The 17,775-nt window shown below is 54.8% G+C and carries 14 protein-coding genes and 1 pseudogene; 10 read left to right on the forward strand and 5 right to left on the reverse strand.

From position 1 onward, the window contains the following. Positions 1-7 precede the first annotated feature (7 nt). The 5 genes from XPG1_RS01055 to XPG1_RS01075 are packed head-to-tail and all read left to right on the forward strand — an operon-like array spanning position 8 to position 8,808. On the forward strand, positions 8-2,176 hold the full coding sequence (locus XPG1_RS01055; protein WP_045957439.1) for a type VI secretion system Vgr family protein: 2,169 nt from the start codon (positions 8-10) through the stop codon (positions 2,174-2,176). A gap of 15 nt (positions 2,177-2,191) precedes the next feature. After that, on the forward strand, positions 2,192-3,409 hold the full coding sequence (locus XPG1_RS01060; protein WP_045957440.1) for a DUF2169 family type VI secretion system accessory protein: 1,218 nt from the start codon (positions 2,192-2,194) through the stop codon (positions 3,407-3,409). Next, on the forward strand, positions 3,402-3,758 hold the full coding sequence (locus XPG1_RS01065) for a DUF4150 domain-containing protein (protein WP_045957441.1): 357 nt from the start codon (positions 3,402-3,404) through the stop codon (positions 3,756-3,758). The genes XPG1_RS01060 and XPG1_RS01065 overlap by 8 nt, the downstream gene beginning before the upstream one ends. 12 nt (positions 3,759-3,770) lie before the next feature. Further along, the gene (locus XPG1_RS01070) at positions 3,771-8,468 is read left to right on the forward strand and encodes an RHS repeat-associated core domain-containing protein (protein WP_157879411.1); all 4,698 of its coding nucleotides are present in this window, start codon (positions 3,771-3,773) and stop codon (positions 8,466-8,468) included. Positions 8,469-8,487: 19 nt separating this feature from the next. Continuing rightward, positions 8,488-8,808: a DUF7716 domain-containing protein gene (locus XPG1_RS01075; protein WP_045957442.1), complete on the forward strand. Its 321-nt coding sequence runs from the start codon at positions 8,488-8,490 to the stop codon at positions 8,806-8,808. A gap of 70 nt (positions 8,809-8,878) precedes the next feature. Here XPG1_RS01075 and XPG1_RS01080 read toward each other — a convergent pair whose 3' ends face one another. Together XPG1_RS01080 and XPG1_RS01085 are read right to left on the reverse strand one after the other, a co-directional pair. Beyond that, complete coding sequence (locus tag XPG1_RS01080) at positions 8,879-9,199, reverse strand: SymE family type I addiction module toxin (RefSeq protein WP_045957443.1); 321 nt, start codon at positions 9,197-9,199, stop codon at positions 8,879-8,881. 73 nt (positions 9,200-9,272) lie between these two features. After that, entirely contained in the window at positions 9,273-9,677 is a 405-nt protein-coding gene (locus XPG1_RS01085) for a helix-turn-helix domain-containing protein (protein ID WP_045957444.1), read from the reverse strand. A gap of 121 nt (positions 9,678-9,798) precedes the next feature. On the opposite strand from XPG1_RS01085, the gene XPG1_RS01090 reads away from it, so the two are divergent. From XPG1_RS01090 to XPG1_RS01110, 5 genes and pseudogenes are all read left to right on the forward strand, one after another. Continuing rightward, on the forward strand, positions 9,799-12,465 hold the full coding sequence (locus tag XPG1_RS01090; RefSeq protein WP_045957445.1) for a CHC2 zinc finger domain-containing protein: 2,667 nt from the start codon (positions 9,799-9,801) through the stop codon (positions 12,463-12,465). Positions 12,466-12,475: 10 nt separating this feature from the next. Further along, on the forward strand, positions 12,476-12,607 hold the full coding sequence (locus XPG1_RS19040) for a hypothetical protein (protein ID WP_269450575.1): 132 nt from the start codon (positions 12,476-12,478) through the stop codon (positions 12,605-12,607). A gap of 100 nt (positions 12,608-12,707) precedes the next feature. Then, complete coding sequence (gene xerC / locus XPG1_RS01095) at positions 12,708-13,670, forward strand: site-specific tyrosine recombinase XerC (protein ID WP_045957446.1); 963 nt, start codon at positions 12,708-12,710, stop codon at positions 13,668-13,670. Positions 13,671-14,511: 841 nt separating this feature from the next. Then, positions 14,512-14,922: pseudogene (locus tag XPG1_RS19115) on the forward strand (toxin C-terminal domain-containing protein); the annotation flags it as partial. Next, positions 14,922-15,377 (forward strand): hypothetical protein, encoded by a 456-nt coding sequence (locus XPG1_RS01110; protein ID WP_045957448.1) that lies wholly within the window; start codon positions 14,922-14,924, stop codon positions 15,375-15,377. The pseudogene XPG1_RS19115 and the gene XPG1_RS01110, both read left to right, overlap by 1 nt. 132 nt (positions 15,378-15,509) lie before the next feature. Here the strand turns inward: XPG1_RS01110 and tnpC are convergent, their stop codons facing one another. The 3 genes from tnpC to tnpA all read right to left on the reverse strand — a co-directional run bounded on the left by tnpC (position 15,510) and on the right by tnpA (position 17,765). After that, a complete protein-coding gene (gene tnpC / locus XPG1_RS01115; protein WP_045957449.1) occupies positions 15,510-17,015 on the reverse strand; it encodes an IS66 family transposase in 1,506 nt (501 codons plus the stop codon). 70 nt (positions 17,016-17,085) lie between these two features. Next, positions 17,086-17,439 carry an IS66 family insertion sequence element accessory protein TnpB gene (gene tnpB / locus XPG1_RS01120; protein ID WP_012986901.1) on the reverse strand — a complete coding sequence of 118 codons (354 nt, stop codon included), beginning with the start codon at positions 17,437-17,439 and terminating at the stop codon, positions 17,086-17,088. After that, complete coding sequence (gene tnpA / locus XPG1_RS01125; protein ID WP_231853008.1) at positions 17,436-17,765, reverse strand: IS66 family insertion sequence element accessory protein TnpA; 330 nt, start codon at positions 17,763-17,765, stop codon at positions 17,436-17,438. Before tnpA ends, tnpB begins: the two co-directional genes overlap by 4 nt. Positions 17,766-17,775: the final 10 nt, after the last annotated feature.

Consider the following 17,775-nt stretch of genomic DNA (forward strand, 5'->3'; position numbering starts at 1 on the left):
ACAGTGTATGTCAATAAAAAAAACCAGAGCGAAACTTCAGCAGGGGCAGGCGCTTGTCCAGCAGGGACAGCAGGCCGGCCAACGCGTCCAACAGGCTGCCGAGTTGCTGCGCGGCGCAGGGAGCAGCGTGGGGGGTGGTTCGGCCGGGACAGCGGGCTTAATTCCGGGCGGCGGTTTTGGCGGGGGGCTGCGTGGTGATGCGGGACTGGCCGCGCGTGCCGCCAGTGGGCAGCAATCAGCCACCAAAGCACTGCAAAAAGTCGGTGAACTGTTGGGGCTGAGCGTCCCGAGTGGCCTGCAATTTACCCTGACAGCCGGCAGTTTGCCCCCGGCGACCTTTGTTGTCACCGATTTTGACCTGACGGAAGGCTTTTCCCAGTCGTTCAGTCTGCATGTCGGGCTGGCCAGTGCCGACCCGGCGATTGACTTTCCGGCGGTGCTTGATCGCAGTGCAACGCTCACCATCACTCAGGATGGGATTGAGCAACGCAGCATTACTGGCATGGTAGCCCGGTTCGAACAGGGTAACACCGGGTTGCATCAGACCACTTACCAGATGACCATTTGCCCGGACTTATGGCGCACCACGTTGCGCCAGAACTCGCGCATTTTCCAGCAGCAGGATATCGCTACCATCCTCACCACTCTCCTGAAAGAACACAACATCCGCGATGTGATTTTCAGCCTGCGCCATCCTCACCCGGCGCGCGAATTTTGCGTTCAGTATCAGGAAAGCGACTTCGCCTTCCTGCAACGGTTAACGGCGGAAGAGGGTATTTTCTACTTCTTCGAATGCAGTAACGGGCGCAACACACTGGTGTTTGCCGACGATTGCGGTTCAGTTCCGCCGGGCATAATGATCCCGTATCAGCCCGGTGACGTCAGTACCGTGGGTGAACCTGCCATCAGCAGCCTGACATGCAGCGCTCAGGTGCGGCCGGCACAGGTTCAGCTTAAGGATTACACCTTCAAGAATCCGGCGTGGCCGGCAGAATTTCACCAGCAAATGCGGGATGAAAATCTGCAACAGCTGTACTACGAGCACTATGACTACCCCGGTCGCTTCAAAGACGAAGCACATGGCAAGGATTTTACCCGTTACCGACTGGAAGCGCTACGTAGCGACGCCGTGACCGGACAGGGCAGCGGCCATGCTATCGCCCTGCAACCGGGCAAATTGTTCATTCTCGATAACCATCCACGGGAAGATCTGAATCAGTCATGGCAGACTGTTTCCGCCAGTCACAGTGGCCGCCAGCCGGGAGCGCTTGAAACCGCCACTGGAGACAGCGGCACTACGTTGCACAGCCAGTTCAGTTTTATCCGCCAGAACCAGCACTGGCGCCCGACACCGTTACCCAAACCGGTGATTGATGGCCCACAGATTGCCAAAGTGGTAGGGCCGGCTGGCGAGGAAATCTTCTGTGACCAGTACGGCCGTGTCCGCCTCCAGTTCCCGTGGGACCGATACGGCAAGAGCGACGACCAAAGCTCTTGCTGGATACGGGTAACCCAGCCGTGGGCGGGTCAGGGCTGGGGGATGTTGGCCATCCCGCGTATCGGTCAGGAAGTGGTGGTGGATTTTCTGCACGGTGACCCTGACCAGCCCATCGTCACCGGCCGGACTTACCATGCCAGCAATATCCCGCCGGGGTCGCTGCCGGGCAGCAAAACCCAGATGGCGTTCCGCTCCAAAACCCACAAGGGCGAAGGCTATAACGAGTTGCTGTTTGAGGATGCGAAAGGCAGCGAATTGTTGTCCCTGCACGCGCAGAAGGACATGCACACCAAAGTGCTCAATAACCGGGATACCCGGGTGCTGGCCAACCACACCGAAACCGTGGAGAAAAACCAGACCCTCACGGTGCACGGTCACAAAATGGAGTCGGTGACACTGACCCGTAATGAAGCGGTCGGTCTGGCCCACACCCTGACCGTCGGCGGTGCCATGAATACGGCCGTCGCTTTAAGCCAGAGCGAACAGGTGGGCGTCCATAAGTCGGTTATCGTCGGCAACACCCTGTCCATCAAGGCCGGGGATGTGATTGAGTTGCAATGCGGTGCCAGTACCCTGCGCATGGACAGCAGCGGCAAAATTACCCTGATTGGCACCGAGTTTAAGTTCGAGGCGAGTGGCCCGGTACAAATCACCGGCAAAGACATCGACCTGAACTAAGGAGGACGCACTGAGATGGAATTTCGTAACCTGACCCCCTTTGCGGTGATGAACTACTCAATGCTGGATGTGGCGGATACAGAGCACCATGTGATGGTGATGAAAATCGGCTACCAGTTACTGCCTGACCGTCGCGGCCATTGTCTGGCCGAACTGTTGCCGGCACCGCCGCTGTGTTTACAGGATGAATACCGCGGGCAGATGAATGCCTCACCGGTGTTGCAGGAGAGTGACCTGGCGCCGTTTAAACCGCGCTGTGACGTGATTGTTAACGGTACCGCGTATGCACCGGATAACCGCCCCTGCACGGCGTTTCCGGTTCGGCTGCATGTGCAAAGCAAACAGGGTCAGACCCTGCTCGACAAAACCCTGACCGTGACCGGTGAACGGGAATTTATCCGTGATGCTGGCGGTCAGTGGCAACTGACCGACCCGAAACCGTTTTCAACACTGCCGCTGGATTATCGCTACGCCTTTGGGGGCGAATGCAGAATTCAGGCGGATGATAAAGCAGTTGCACAGCTTAAGGAAAGCGATCGGCTGACATCAGAACAGCGCCGGCAACACCCGGACGGCGAAAAAGCGCCGGTTGCTCATGCCACCTGCGAAACCAATCCGCTGGGAATGGGATTTATCACGCCGTGGTATGCCAACGCCAAACAATTTACTCGTTACCCTGCCCCCCGTATTACCCGACCGGAGGCGCCGTTCACCGCGCCGCATTTTACCGCTCAACTGGATGGAACGTTGGCACCTGATACCCCCGCCTGCCAGCCGCAGGGGCTGGGCTTTATCGGCCGGCCGTGGCTGCCCCGCCGCCAGCTTGCCGGGACTTACGATGCCGACTGGCTGGAACACCGCCACCCCTATCTGCCGAAAGATTTTGACTTTGGTTACTGGAACGGTGCGCCCGCCGACCAGCAAATTGACTGGCCTGACCCTGATATCTCGCTGCACCTGCAAGGCATGACACCCGGCGGGCACCTGCATGTCACCCTGCCGGGGCATCGCCCGTTTATTTTGCTGCGGCTGCATGACGGGAGGATGTTGCCTGTACCGATGCGCCTCGATACGTTAATGCTCGACAGCGAGGCGCTGACGCTGCATCTGACCTGTCGGCTGAATGTGAAAACCGCGCTGCCCGTTCGGGTGGCGGAAGCGCGCTTTGAAATCAACCCGGATGCGCCGTTGCTCAAAATGGCGCCACGGGCAGAGGAGAAACAGGATGGCTGAGAACTATATCGCCCGTACCGCAGGCGAATGGCTGATAGTCGGTATGTTGCCAGACGTATGCAAAACCCCGATGGGATCTTCCACACCACCGATCCCCTATCCGGTAGTAGCGAAACTGGCCGACAGTTCCGCACCGGAAAAGACCGTGCGCGCCAATGGTCAGCCGGTGGTGGTGTTTGCCCGGAGTTTTGTGCCGCAAACCCTCGGTGACGAGCCGGGCGTGGCGAATGGCGTCAAAAGTGGCACGGTCGGCGGCAAATGCCACCCACAGGAACATACCAGGACGGTGCGGGCCGGCAACAAACTGGTGCTGCGCCACGGGGATAAATTTTGGATGAATGGGGCATAAGGAGGGTCACCGATGTCAGACAGCATGATCGTCACACCGGATAGCGCCGATGTTCGCGCCGAAAAGTATTGTAAAGAGTTTAATATCCGCACACAGGCTGAGGCTGAGCAGGCGCTCAACAATGTGGATACGTTATACCGGCAAAGTTCCCGCTTTTACGGTGATTACGGCGCCGATCCGGAATTAGACGTTGACTATAATCAGCTCGATGCGGATTTCACTGCGCAGGAGTTTAAGGAAACCGCGCAACATACCGTTGACAAATTTAAAAGCGGGGAGTTTCCAAAGCAAGAATGGGAAGAGGAGGAGGAAGAAGACGATCATCCTCAACCCAATGCGGCTCTGCCGGCCAAAGCGCGGGATGACAGCCCCACAGGAACAGGCAACACCACCGGGATTATTACTGCACAGGCGGCTTCATCCTCAGGGTCAGCGACAGAAGCCAACCCGATACCCAAAGCCGAAACACCGGAAGAAAAGAATTGGCAGACAAAAGCGTGGGACGCGATGGTGGAAGCTAAAAACGATGTCGTTGATTGGGCGAAAGAAAAGGCGATTAATCATGTCGAAGGGTTAAAACATCCCGTTGAGCGGGCTAAAGGTCAGGTAAAAGGTGCCTATAATGTCGTGGTTGACACGGTAGAATCCTATATCCAAGGGGCTTATTTTGAAAGTGCCAAAGACGCAGAGGATTCAGCCCGGTGGCTTGAAATATATGGCGAAACTGAAAAAGCGAAGACGGTACGTGAAGTCGCCGTCCTTCAGAAAAAACAAAGTGGGGAATTTAATCTGAATGACTGGAAAGCCACGTCCAGCAATCGAGCACAAGAAGCGGGAATATTTGATGTTAAGGTTATTGAGGCGATTGGTTTGCCTTCTGGAAAAAACCGCGTTCTCCAAAATGGCGCGGATGAATTAGCCTCTGCGGCGAACAAAGCTGAAAGAAAAGTGCTTACTGAAGATGTCAAAGCCGCAGACGGTGCGAAAATCGAAGGCCAGTCGACGAAAACGAATACGCCTTCACACGATAAACCCCAAAACGCGAAAGAAGACCCTGTTGATAACAAGTCTACCGACAAAGACGGTAGCTGTACCGGTATCTGTAAAACAGAAAGTGAACCGGTCGATATGGCTACCGGCGACTTCCTGCAAGTCTGGCCGGTTATCGCCATTCCCGGCTTGTTGCCCATCACCCTGACCCGAACCTACCGTTCCACCGCCAAATTAAACGGTCTGTTTGGCGCGAAATGGGCGGATGACTGGTCACGTCAGTTAGTGTTGAGCGACGGTAAGGTGAATTTCACCGATGCGGACGGCGTCATTTACGATTTTAATACGCCGGATAACACGGTGCTCGCCCGTAACCAGCATATTCCCCATTTCCTGCTGACCGGCGAACTGAAAGGTGAATTACAACTGACCGATCGTCGCGCCCAGCTTAGCTACCATTTCAATCATGCAGTCGGCAATCTCCGCAGGCTGTCTGCCATCACCGATCGCCGTCAGAACGCGATCCGGTTTATTTACGATAAACAGGCCCGGCTGATCGAAGTCACCCGCACCGATGGCTTCCGGCTGGTGTTGGGCTATCAGGGGCAGCAACTCCAGAGCGTGGATTATCTGGAACAGCAAAAACAGCAGCGGCTGGTGACCTGCCACTATGATCCGCAGGGTTACCTGCATGAATGTGACGTTTTCCAGCATAACCACCTGTGGCATGAATATGATGCTCAGGGACGGATGACCCGCTGGCACGATACTGACCAGACGGATTTTTACCTCACCTACGATGAACGGGGGCGGGTCATCAGCACCGACTCCCCCAGTGGTTACTGGCATGACCGCTTCCGCTACGATGACCATGCCCGCATCACCACTTATCTTGACGGGGAAGGCGGTGAAAGCCACTACCATTACGATCCGAACGGGCTGGTGATCCGGGAAGTGGATCCGCTGGGGCGCATTACCCGCCGCCAGTGGCGTCACAGTCAAATCGTCTGGGAAGCCGATCCGGCCGGCGGGATCACCACCTTCGATTACAACCCTGACGGGGCGCTGACCGCAGTGAAACTGCCGACGGGCGACACCTTTGCTTACGGTTATGACGAACACGGGCAGCTGATCGACAGTGTCCTGCCAACCGGTGAACGCTGGCAATTTCACTATGATGAGCAGGGTAACCTGACGACACTGACCAACCCGCTCGGCCACCAGGAAGCCTACCAATACGGCAGCCACGGGGAATTGCGCCAACGCCTGCTACCGGATGGCCGTCAGTGGCACTACGCCTATGACGAGAAACAACGGCTGGCCGCCGTGATGACCCCGGATGGGCAAACGACCGGGTTGCAGCTGGATGAACTGGGGCGTTTGCGCCAATTCACCGATGCGCTAAAACAACAGACGCACTACCGCTATAGCGATAGCCATGCCAGCCTGAATGGCAGCCTGACTGAAGTTGAATTGCCGGATGGTGTTACCCAGCAGCTGGCCTATGACAGCGAACGGCGGGTGGTGGCCGTCACCGATGGCGAAGGCCGTACCACTCGTTACACCTACGGCGCGTTTGACCTGCTCAGTCAGGTTATCAGACCCGATGGCACGGTATTACACTTTGGCTATGACCGACTGACCCGGCTGAATTCAGTCACGGCCTCCACGGGTGAAACCTACCGCTATGAGCGGGATGCGGCCGGTCAGATTATCCGGGAAACCGATTTTACCGGCCGAACCCTCGACTATCAGTACGATAAGCTGGGGCGGCGGACACAGACTCAATACCCCGATGGTCAGCAGCTGCGCTGGCATTATAATGCGCACGGCCAGCTTATCCGCGAAGAAAGCTGGCAGCCGACAGAGGGTGCACTGACACTCACCGCCACGACCCGTTACGAATACAACCCGCGGCATCAGCTGGTGAAAGCGACGAATGCCGATGCCGTTGTGGAATACGAATATGACAAGAGCACGGGGCTGCCCACCTGTGAGCGCATCAACGGACGGGCAATCACGCGCGAATGGGACAGCCTGAGCGGGCGTCCGGTCAGTGAAAACCTGGATGGCCACACCCTGCACTTTGGTTATAACGCCACAGGTGCCCTGAACCATTTTCGGCTCAATCAGCATGCCCCGCTGACGTTACAGCATGATGTCCTGGGACGGGAAACGGTACGCGAAAGTGCCAACGGCTTTATTCTGGCCAGTCGCTACACCGCGACCGGTTTACTGGCTCATCAGGCCGCCGGGCAGGCGACCGCCTTTTTCCGGGAAACGCAGGCCCAACAGGACCCGCACTTCCCGCCGCAGGGCACCGCAGTCAACCGGAGCTGGCAATACGACCGGGCGCATAATGTGCGGGTGATTGATGACAGTCGCTGGGGACAGACCCGTTACCGTTACAATGCCAATGACCAGATACTGCATAGCCTGTTCGCGGGCGCGCGTCCGCATGAAGAGCAATTTAGCTATGATGCCAACGGCAATCTAAACCAACATTTGCCGATCGATACACGGGGTGCGGTGGGACAAATTACGCAGCGCCAGAAAGCCGGGCGCGTCGTGCAACAAGGCGATATCCGCTATCGCTATGATGATAACGGCCGGCTGGTCGAAAAAACCGAGCAACGTGATGGCTTTCGGCCGCAAATCTGGCGCTACCGCTGGGACACGCAAAACCAGCTCACTCACGTCGAGACACCGGATGGCTCACGCTGGCAATATTTCTACGATGCGTTTGGCCGGAGAATACGCAAACTTAAAGTTCGTGATGGCAAACTGACTGCGATCAATCTGCAACGGTGGCTCGCAGGTAAACCGGATTTAGCGCCAAGAACCGATGCCATTATGGGGCAAGATTACCTGTGGAGCGGCGATCAGCTTATCGAAGAAGTGCCGATTGACGCCGATGGCACACCGGTGGAAGATCAGCGTGTCCGCTGGCTCTACGAACCCGGCTCATTAACCCCGTCAGCCCGCTATGAAAAAGGCAAACTGCATTATGTGGTCAGCGACCATCAGGGCACGGTGCGCGAAATGTTCAACGAAAACGGCACGCTGGTCTGGGCGCAGCGGCTGACGACGTGGGGAAAAGCGGAGAAGTCGCAGGTCATTGCCTCGAATGACCCGGATTATCATGTGGGGTGTCCTTTCAGGTTTTTAGGCCAATACTTTGATGAAGAATCCGGGCTTTACTATAATCGCCATCGCTATTATTCGCCGGAGACCGGGCAGTATATTTCGCCAGACCCCATTGGCCTATTGGGCGGGCTGAATCCGTATGGGTATGTGCATAATCCGGTGGGTTGGGTTGATCCTTGGGGATTAAGTGGTACAGATGCAACAGGAAGGCCATTATCCAGTCCTAATTACAGTGTTTGGTATCAAACTGAAATCCCTGAAGAGTTGCATTCAGGTTCTCGAAGTTCTCACTTCAGAAATGCCAATGGGCAGCTTTACGATACAATTCGAAATAATCCAGAATTGAAAAGCAAATTACCAGCAGAAGTTGTAAATCATGTACAACCTGGGGCACGAGGCGGTTTCAAAGGTAGCAGCCCTCCTGGTCACTCATGGCATCATAATGCTCAAGATCCGACTAAAATAGAGCTTATTCCAAGACCACAGCATCAAGCTCCTGGTGAAGTACAAAAAAGTCTCCATCCTAAACAGGAAGGGGGATTTAAAAAGTTACAGGATAAGTCATGCAAATAATAATAGAGAGGATAGTCTTATGAATTTAGTGTCTATCAGTGAGATTTTGTTAGTTCCAGAGGCAAACCCTGAAGGATGGTTTTATTTACCACCTGATGAAAGTAGTTGGAACCTGAAAACTGAAGGAGTTTTTTCTTTGGATAGTGCCGATTTCCCACCTGATTCTGATGAATTTTTGCCTATTCAAGCAAAAGAAAATGGATGGGTTGAAACATTAGATAATGGCTTAATTGAAGAAGTTGTAGAAAATGCTAAAGCACAATTAGGTAATCCCTCTATTGATGATTTGTTTAATGCTTTTATTTTTTATTTCCAACATGATGCTTTTATAGAGTTTTAATTGCTGAAACCGGAAGAGCTATGTGATCTTCCGGCTTCATTCTTTTTTAAGAGTAGCTCAATCTCTGTTCTTAGCTGCTTTTATAGTCCCCAATCAGTTCCCGCATCCGCAGTTTAATCTCACTGAGTTGCGCCCGCTGGCGCTGGTATTGCTGCCGGAGGCTGTGGGTCTCGTCATTGTCGGGGATCAATACCAGACAGCCCGCCATGATTTTTACCGTGAGCGAGCCGCCAATCTCAAAGCCGGCGGTTTTAAGCCATCTTCCCGTTAAATTTATCGCGGGTCTGGGGTTCGGCCTGCCATTTTGCGGCACGTATCCCACGGTGTAATAACGTTCTGTTTTAGCTGCTTTATTTTGAGCACGGTTTTGCTTAGAATGCGCCTTAGCCATTATTCAACTCCTAGTCAGTTGGTTGTGGTGAGCGGCGTTGTTGTGGTCTCAACACATCAGCGCCGCGTTATTTTTATCCCTCCGGTTCATCAACCGGCAGCAATGCAGATTCCATGCGCTGCTTGGCGATCATGGCATCAATGATCTTGATAACCGTTTCCTGATCTTCCGGCTCTAGTTGTTCCAGAACCTGAAAGCGTCGAAATAATCGAGAGCTAGCCAACGGTGAATCTTCAACAGGGTTCCCTGTTAACAGATAATCTACCGTTACGCCCAGTACATCAGCCAGTTTAACCATCATCTCAGCAGGCGGTATATTAAGTCCGCTTTCGTATTTATTCAGTTGCTGAAAACGGACTTCTACCTTAGCCGCCAGTTCTTTCTGAGGCCAGCCCTTCTGTTTACGTAGTCCCTTGAGACGTACTCCAAACTCTTTACGAAGTACAGCATTTTGCATAATCAAAAACTCTGTTTGCATAGTGACTCCGTTAGTGTAAGGGGTTGTCTGAAATAGGACTTGCACATTGCTCTTTAAAGGATTATAAATGAATCCAATTAGGAGTCAATTTAAATCTTGACAGGATTTAGGAGTACAAAGCATGGCACGGATACCCGAAGCAGAATTACAGCACCTGAAAGCCGCCGTCTCGTTAGTGGCGGTGATTGAGCAACAAGGGCGGCCGCTGGTTAAGCGCGGTAAAGACATGATCGTGCTGTGCCCGTTCCATCAGGAGAAAACCCCGTCGATGGTGATCACGCCGGCGAAGAACCTTTATCACTGCTTTGGCTGCGATGCCGGCGGTTCGGTGCTGGACTGGGTGATGAAAACCGAAGGCTTAAGCCTGCGCCATGCCGTGGAGCGTCTGCGGGCGATGCTCGGCAGCAATCCGGCCGTTGAACCGCTCCTTGATGCCTCGGAACTGATCCGGGAGACGGTCGGACAACAGGCACTGCTGTTACGGGTGGTTGAGTTTTATCACCAGACTTTGCTCAATGCGCCGGAAGCCCATCAGTACCTGAAAAAACGCCGTCTTGATCATCCCGAACTGGTCAGCCATTTTAAACTCGGCTTTGCCAATCGCACCCTCGGTTACCGCTTGCCGGAGAAAAAACGGAAGGCCGGCGCCGGGATCCGTGCCCGGCTTCAGGCGGTCGGGGTGTTGCGTGAGAGCGGCCATGAACACTTCAGCGGTTCGCTGGTCATTCCGGTGATCGGCCTGAAGGGCGAGGTACAGGAAATGTATGGCCGCAAAATCACGGACCGCCTGCGGGCAGGTACACCGCTGCATCTGTATCTGCCGGGCGCGCATGGCGGGGTCTGGAATGAAGCCGGGCTGGCCGGTTCGGCCTCGGTTATCTTATGCGAATCGCTGATTGATGCGATGTCGTTCTGGTGTGCGGGGTATCGCCATGTAACCTGCGCGTACGGGGTACACGGGTTTACCGATGCGCACCGGGCGGCCTTCCGGCAGCATGACATCCGGCAGGTGCATATTGCCTATGACAATGACAAAGCCGGCAATGAAGCGGCGGCGCGACTGGCGGCCGAGCTGCAACTGGCCGGGCTGGCTGTCTGGCGGGTCGTATTCCCCGAAGGCTGTGATGCCAACCGGTTTAGCTGCGAGGTGGCGAACCCGGAAAACGCCTTCGGCCAGTTACTGGATGCGGCACAGTGGCTCGGTGAACCCACCAAAACGCCGCGGGCAAACCAAAATGCCGCCGCCACGGTGTCAGTCCCGGCGGCGGCTTTGGTGCCTGAGCCGGGTGTGGTGACGCAGCTTGCCGACAACGGGGATATCGTTGTCCGGCAGGACGGGCAGGAATGGCGGATACGCGGGGCGCAACAGAAAGCCGGTGCCACGGTGATGAAAGTGAATGTGCAGTTAACCGACAAACCCAGCGGGGCGCTGTTCGTGGACAGCCTCGATATCCTGAGCGCCCGTGCCCGGTCGGCCTTCGTGCGTCAGGCCAGTACCGAACTGGCCTTGCCGGAAACGCTGATTAAGCGTGAGCTGGGGCGGGTGTTACTGGTGCTGGAACAACGGGCATGGGCAGATGCGGACACGGCGCAGGCCGCTAACGCCCTGAGTGCTGATGAACAACACGCCGCCGAAGCCTTGCTGAAAGACCCCGAACTTATCCGCCGTATCACCGCTGACCTGAGCGCCTGTGGGGTTGTCGGCGAATCAACCAACCTGTTGGCGGGCTATCTGGCGGCGGTGAGCCGCAAACTGCCCAAACCCTTAGCTGTCCTGATACAGAGCAGCAGCGCCGCCGGGAAATCGTCATTAATGGAGGCGGTGCTGAACCTGATACCGGAAGAAGAGCGGGTGCAATACAGCGCCATGACCGGCCAGAGCCTGTTTTATCTGGGTGAAACCAATCTCCAGCACAAGATACTGGCTATCGCCGAAGAAGAAGGGGTACGGCAGGCGGCCTATGCGTTGAAGCTGTTGCAAAGTGATGGTGAGCTGACCATGGCGAGCACTGGCAAGGATGAAGCGACCGGGAACCTCGTCACCAAAAGCTACACCGTGAAAGGCCCGGTGATGCTGATGCTGACCACGACCGCCATTGATGTGGATGAAGAGTTATTGAATCGCTGTCTGGTGCTGACGGTGAATGAATCCCGCGAACAGACCGAAGCTATCCATGCGGCGCAGCGCCAGAAGCAAACCCTTGAGGGCTTACTGGCCGAGAACGAGCGGGACTATCTCACCACGTTGCACCAGAACGCCCAGCGGCTGTTAAGGCCGCTCAATGTGGTCAACCCTTACGCAGCGCAACTGACCTTTATGTCCGACAAAACCCGCACCCGCCGTGACCACATGAAATACCTGACGCTGATTCAGAGCATCGCCCTGTTGCACCAGTACCAGCGGGAAATCAAGACCGCCGGGCATCGCGGCAGGCGGCTTGAATATATCGAAGTCACGAAAGACGATATCCGGCTGGCGAACCAGCTCGCCCACGAAATCTTAGGCCGGACGCTCGACGAGATGCCGCCGCAGACGCGCAAGCTCCTGAGGCTGATACAGGCGTGGGTCAGGGACAGCGGCCAGCCCCGCCATGAGATGATTTTTACCCGCAAACAACTGCGGGATGCGGTGCAGTGGGGTGATACGCAACTGAAAGTACACCTGTCGCGGCTGGTCGAAATGGAATACCTGCTGTTGCACCGGCGCGGGCTGACGTTCGCCTATGAACTGCTGTTTGACGGCGAAGACGGTGACACGGCGCACTTGTGCGGCCTCATTGTGCCGTGAACGGGAAAGTATGACGTGTTCCGGTCGGGGTCAAAGGCTAAGCGGTCGCCCCTCAGTCGGGGTGCAGTCGGCAGGCGGTCGGGTGCGTGAAATCATCGCCAGGGCAGAGACAGCAAGGCATGACGGCAAAGCGGTCGGGTAACCGCAAAAAACACAGTTCCAGAGGGACTGACTGAATCACATCGTAACACATCGTCACTGACCTTTGACCTTTTCTTACTCACACAGACAGGAGGTTTACCATGGCATCACTGACACTCAGGCAACACATCCAGCACTTCCTTGACCACCTCGACGCGCTGCGCTACACACGGGAAACCCGGGCACACTACCGCAGTTACCTGCGGGAATTTGTCCAGTGGTGTGACGAACGGGGTATCACGACGGCGCAGCAAGTCAGCTTCCCGCAGCTGGAAAGCTGGCAGCAATACATGGTGGCCCAGAAAAACCGGCATGGCCGCCCGATAACGGCCAGCACGGTCATCAAAAAACTGACCAGCGTGCGCCACCTGTTCCGCTGGCTGGTGAAGCGACAGCACCTGCGGTATAACCCGGCGCGGGAGCTGGAGCTGCCCCGGCGGGAGCGCCGGTTGCCGTGGGGACTGCTGAGCGAGCAGGAAACCCGGCAGGTGCTGGCCATGACCGGCAGTGACAATCCGCTCAGTGTCCGGGACCGGGCGATACTGGAAACGCTGTGGAGCAGTGGTATCCGGCGTTCAGAACTCGCGCGGTTGCAGCTCAGTGAGGTGGATTTAGCGGGCGGCATGCTGTTTGTCCGGCAGGGCAAAGGCCGTCAGGACCGGGTCGTTCCGCTGGGTGAGTCAGCACGGCACTGGTTACAGCACTATCTTAACGATGTCCGTCCGCGTCTGGTGTGGGGAAAAGACCCAGATTACCTGTTTGTGTCACAACACGGAAGGGGTCTGACCGACAACAGCCTGACCCAGATAGTACGCAATGCGCTCCATCGCGCCGGCATCGACAAACCCGGCGGCTGCCATCTGTTCCGGCATGGCATGGCCACGCAGATGCTGGAGAACGGCGCGGATACCCGGCATATCCAGGCGATATTAGGCCATGCCAGTCTGGAATCGACCCAGATATATACCCGGGTGGCGATTGGTCATTTAAAAGCAGTGCATCAGCAGACCCATCCGGCCGAGCGTGAGCATCCGGCCGAGCCAGACACCGAACCGAAACCCTGACGCACCGGACAGCCCGATAATCCCCGTTGAGTTCGCCGGGTGCGGTGCGGGGGCAGACCGTGGCCGGCCTGCCCGGCAGCCCCGGTGATAGCGGGGGTGAATAGGCAATGCGCGGCCTGAGCTGTGGTGTCCCCGTTCAGTCTGGCGTGGCCGCCCAAAGCCTATTCAACATAATGTGCGGGAATTATACGCCACTCACCGGGTGGCCACGTCGTTGATCCCCCTCTCCGAAGCGCGGTTCGCAGCGTATAATACACATTATGTCTGGCGCCCCCGCTGGCTGGCCTCGTCAGGGTGCCGCCGCACAAGGCTGCGCCTTCTGCTCTGACCGGCTCCGTCAATCCCGGCCAAAAACCCGTGTTCTTCTTTAGCGGCCTTGCCACGTCAGGCCAACACCCCTGAAGGCCGGTCGGCCTGACGGCCTCCGCTTTTACCTCCCCCCGCCCCGACCCCGCGGCGACTGGCTGCGCGCGGCTCGCACTGCGCTGCGCTGCGTTGCTCGTTGCCGTGCTCGCCATCGCCGCCCCGTGCAGCCCCCGCAGGGGGCTTCCCTGACCTGACGCGGTCATGCAAAGTCGTGCCCCTTCTTAAGCTGTCGCGCACCAGAGCGTCGCAGGGGCGCCGCTTGCAGGCTCTATGCCGCCCGCACCCGCAGAACGGTCGCCCGGCGTCCGGCCAGCCGGCCCCCGTTCGCCCGTTGCCGATGAAAAACAATCCAAAAGTGCACGTCGGGGTCAAAAAAATGGCCGGGCTAAATCGGCGTAACCTGCTATTCTGAAAGCCTTGCCCTGCACGGGCTGGCATCGTCTTACGGGTATGATGGCATCGGGGATGATGCCCCTTCTGCGGGCAATATGAGGATGAAGAGAGCGGGTTGTATTATAACCGTTTTCGTTACTATAATCCGCAAACGGGGCAGTATATTTCGCCGGACCCCATAGGACTTGCGGGGGGCGTGAATCCTTACGGGTATGTCGATAATCCGGTCAATTTTATTGATCCTTACGGTCTGGCAAAGTGTAACTTTGCAGAGATGGCTAAAAAGCTCGGATATACAAAAATTAACGAGCGTTCTCATGGACAGCCTATCTATATGAATAAAAAAGCCCCGAACAAAATGAAATATATTACACCTGATGTTGATCAGCATAATGGTGGTGTCTGGAAAGCTGCCGATAGTGTGAAAAATCTAGGCAGTAGAAAAACAAGATCAGGAACGTATGACGCTGACCTGAATAGAATAGGTGATTAATGAAATATTCATACAGAATAACAAAATATACTAATATCAATGAAAATGGCGATGTTTTTTCTGGTTCTGATGAATGGACTAGCTTTTTTGATATTGGTCAAAAAGTAGAAAAAGATGAATATGAAAAGGTTGAAAATCAATATATAGATTATGCTGTTAACTTATGTCACTGCTTAAATATTAAGTTATTTACAATCAAAGAGTTAGAGGTAAATATTGATGAGGCTTCTTATATTGATGGTGAGTCTATAGATATCAATCAATTAAGAAATGTAATTCGATCAATCTTGAGAGAAGATATATGGTGCAAGCTTATATCAGATAAATGTGAATTCCATTTTGGATATGATTTCTATATGTATTTTGTATCAAAAATAAATCCACAGGAATGTATAGAAAAAATAAACACTTTACTTACAGTACAAAAATATAGGTCTCCATATTTAGATGAATAATATTTAATGTAATACAAAAGCCGGAAAGATGAACTGACCCCAGAAAGTTGGACATTTTAGTTAAACGGCGTGTAAGGCCTGATTTCGATATGCTATCGGAGTTAGGCCTTTTAATTGTAAGCGTCAACTAAACTACACCTTGCTTATCACTTTTTTCCAGGGCAGTAGTTTTTCCAGATCCGGGGTGGGTTGGCATAACTCATCCAGGCAAGTCATGACATAATCGAAAGGGATCAATCCATTGGCTTTGGCCGTTTCAATGACGCTGTAGAGGATCGCACTGGCTTGTGCACCGCGCGAGGTATGGCTGAACAGCCACGCCTTTCGCCCGATGACAAACGGTTTGATCGCCCTTTCGGCCCGGTTATTGTCGATTGACAAGCGGCCATCCTCACGATAGCGGATCAGTTTTGCCCATTGATTGCTCAGATAAGTGACGGCCTCACCCAGCTTGCTTTTGGGGATCACCTGGGATTGGGTTTTAACCAGCCAGGCCGATAACTTATCCCAGATAGGAAGCGCTTTTTCCTGGCGGATCCGGTATTTTTCTGCCGGGCTTAACTCCTTGATCTGATGCTCGACCCGGTACAGTGACTGGATCAGGCTCAGCGCGATATCGGCTTTGCCCGTTTTGTTTTTTCCCTGCGCCTGCTTCGCTTCCATAAATTTACGACGGGCATGGGCCATGCAACCGACCAGCCGGGCACCGGTCTGCTCATAGCCTTGATAGCCATCCACCTGCAGATAACCTTGGAAACCGGCGAGATAGTCAGCAGCGCAGGTGCCTGAACGGCTGGCCTGGTGGTCATACAGCACAATATTCGGTGTGAGCGCCGCCGGTTCGGGGGTATCAGTGCCCACACAATAGACCCACATGTAATGGGTCGTTTTTTCAGACGTCACCCCCTTCACCGGGGTTTCATCCGCATGGAGAACCGGTTGTTGCAACAGCATTTCCCTGAACCTGGCCACCAACGGCGTAAACAACTGCGCGGATTTTAATATCCAGTCACTCTGGGTCTGGCGGCTGAGGTCAATGCCATACTGTTTGAACACACTTTCCTGACGGTACAGCGGTAACCCATACTGATATTTACTGGTGATAAGCTGGCTGAGCAGGCTGCTGGTCGCCATACCTTTCCTGATGGGCATCGCTGGCAGGGAGGCTTGTTTGACAGGCGTCTGAATGCCGGATTTTTCACATTCACGGCAGGCGTATTTGGGGCGGACATGCTCAACCACCCTGATTTGAGCGGGAATGAACAACAGTTTTTCACTGCGATCTGCCCCCATCTGATGCAACCTGCCGCCACAGCACGCACACTGTTTTTCTTCCTCGGCGATATCATGGAACACGGTTTCGCGCGGTAAATCTTTGGGCAGGGGGTTGCGTGTCGGCTTACGGCGGGGAAGTGTGAGGGTTTCCTGTGCGGCGGCCGTTTCAGCCGGCAGCGCAATTTCTTCCGCTTCGTTAAACAACTCCCCCTGGCCGGGGAACGCTTCCGAGGAAGCCCCAAACCGTTTTTGTTGGGCTAAACGGAACTGCTCTTCCAAAAAGGCCAGCCGCTGCGACTGCTTAATCAGCAGCCGTTTCAGTTCAGCGGGGTCATTGGGCAGGGCATCAATATCAATTTTCATGGGGACATTTTATGCCATCCCCGGCGAAAAAGCGTAATTAATGCCCGTTGGTTTGATGATCATCAAGGGATCAGGCGACATGGCAATCCTGTACGGAGAAGGGCTGGTGCCCGATGACATCATAACCCGATAACAACCCGTGCAGTTGCTGCTCTGTCAGGGTCAGGGAGGCGCTGTTGACGGCGGTGGGCCATTTGAATTTCGCGTTCTCCAGCCGTTTGTACCAGAGCGCAAACCCGGTTTTATCCCAGTAGAGGATTTTGAGTTTATCCCGCTTCTTGTTGCAAAAGAGGAATAACGCGGTTTGCGTCGGAGACAGTTGCATTTCCAGCTCCACCCAGACCGCCAGCCCGTTGATGGATTTTCGGAAGTCGATAAATGAGCGGCACAAATACACCTCCGGCACATCCACAAACATTTTCATGCGGCGAGCCCCCGAATAATCGCAATGATAACATGCTTATCCGTGCCGGCAGGAAAACGCAGTGTGCCATGTGGTGTCTCAAATAAGATGGGGAGTGTGCTGGATGAGGCGGATTTTTTCTGAGCGGTGCTGACTTTAATAAAAGCAGACGGTGAAGCCAGCCCAGACGGCTTGTCTGGTGGATGGGAGGTGCGTTGGCGGTGGTGATAGAACCGGGTTGTCGACACACCGATTTTTTGGCAAAACTGCGGGACAGTCAGTTCGGATTTTTTCTGCTGTTCAAACAGGTCCCGCCACTCGGCTTGAGTAAACCTGGATTGGCTCATGTGAGTTTTT

The sequence above is a fragment of the Xenorhabdus poinarii G6 genome, assembly GCF_000968175.1.
In the GTDB taxonomy this organism is placed as follows: domain Bacteria; phylum Pseudomonadota; class Gammaproteobacteria; order Enterobacterales; family Enterobacteriaceae; genus Xenorhabdus; species Xenorhabdus poinarii.

Excerpts from the sequence above, each read along its gene's own strand:
- XPG1_RS01055 (WP_045957439.1), top strand. The coding sequence starts at position 8 with ATGTCAATAAAAAAAACCAGAGCGAAACTTCAGCAGGGGCAGGCGCTT.
- XPG1_RS01060 (WP_045957440.1), top strand. The coding sequence starts at position 2,192 with ATGGAATTTCGTAACCTGACCCCCTTTGCGGTGATGAACTACTCAATG.
- XPG1_RS01065 (WP_045957441.1), top strand. The coding sequence starts at position 3,402 with ATGGCTGAGAACTATATCGCCCGTACCGCAGGCGAATGGCTGATAGTC.
- XPG1_RS01070 (WP_157879411.1), top strand. The coding sequence starts at position 3,771 with ATGTCAGACAGCATGATCGTCACACCGGATAGCGCCGATGTTCGCGCC.
- XPG1_RS01075 (WP_045957442.1), top strand. The coding sequence starts at position 8,488 with ATGAATTTAGTGTCTATCAGTGAGATTTTGTTAGTTCCAGAGGCAAAC.
- XPG1_RS01080 (WP_045957443.1), bottom strand. The coding sequence starts at position 9,199 with ATGGCTAAGGCGCATTCTAAGCAAAACCGTGCTCAAAATAAAGCAGCT.
- XPG1_RS01085 (WP_045957444.1), bottom strand. The coding sequence starts at position 9,677 with ATGCAAACAGAGTTTTTGATTATGCAAAATGCTGTACTTCGTAAAGAG.
- XPG1_RS01090 (WP_045957445.1), top strand. The coding sequence starts at position 9,799 with ATGGCACGGATACCCGAAGCAGAATTACAGCACCTGAAAGCCGCCGTC.
- XPG1_RS19040 (WP_269450575.1), top strand. The coding sequence starts at position 12,476 with ATGACGTGTTCCGGTCGGGGTCAAAGGCTAAGCGGTCGCCCCTCAGTC.
- xerC (WP_045957446.1), top strand. The coding sequence starts at position 12,708 with ATGGCATCACTGACACTCAGGCAACACATCCAGCACTTCCTTGACCAC.
- XPG1_RS01110 (WP_045957448.1), top strand. The coding sequence starts at position 14,922 with ATGAAATATTCATACAGAATAACAAAATATACTAATATCAATGAAAAT.
- tnpC (WP_045957449.1), bottom strand. The coding sequence starts at position 17,015 with ATGAAAATTGATATTGATGCCCTGCCCAATGACCCCGCTGAACTGAAA.
- tnpB (WP_012986901.1), bottom strand. The coding sequence starts at position 17,439 with ATGAAAATGTTTGTGGATGTGCCGGAGGTGTATTTGTGCCGCTCATTT.
- tnpA (WP_231853008.1), bottom strand. The coding sequence starts at position 17,765 with ATGAGCCAATCCAGGTTTACTCAAGCCGAGTGGCGGGACCTGTTTGAA.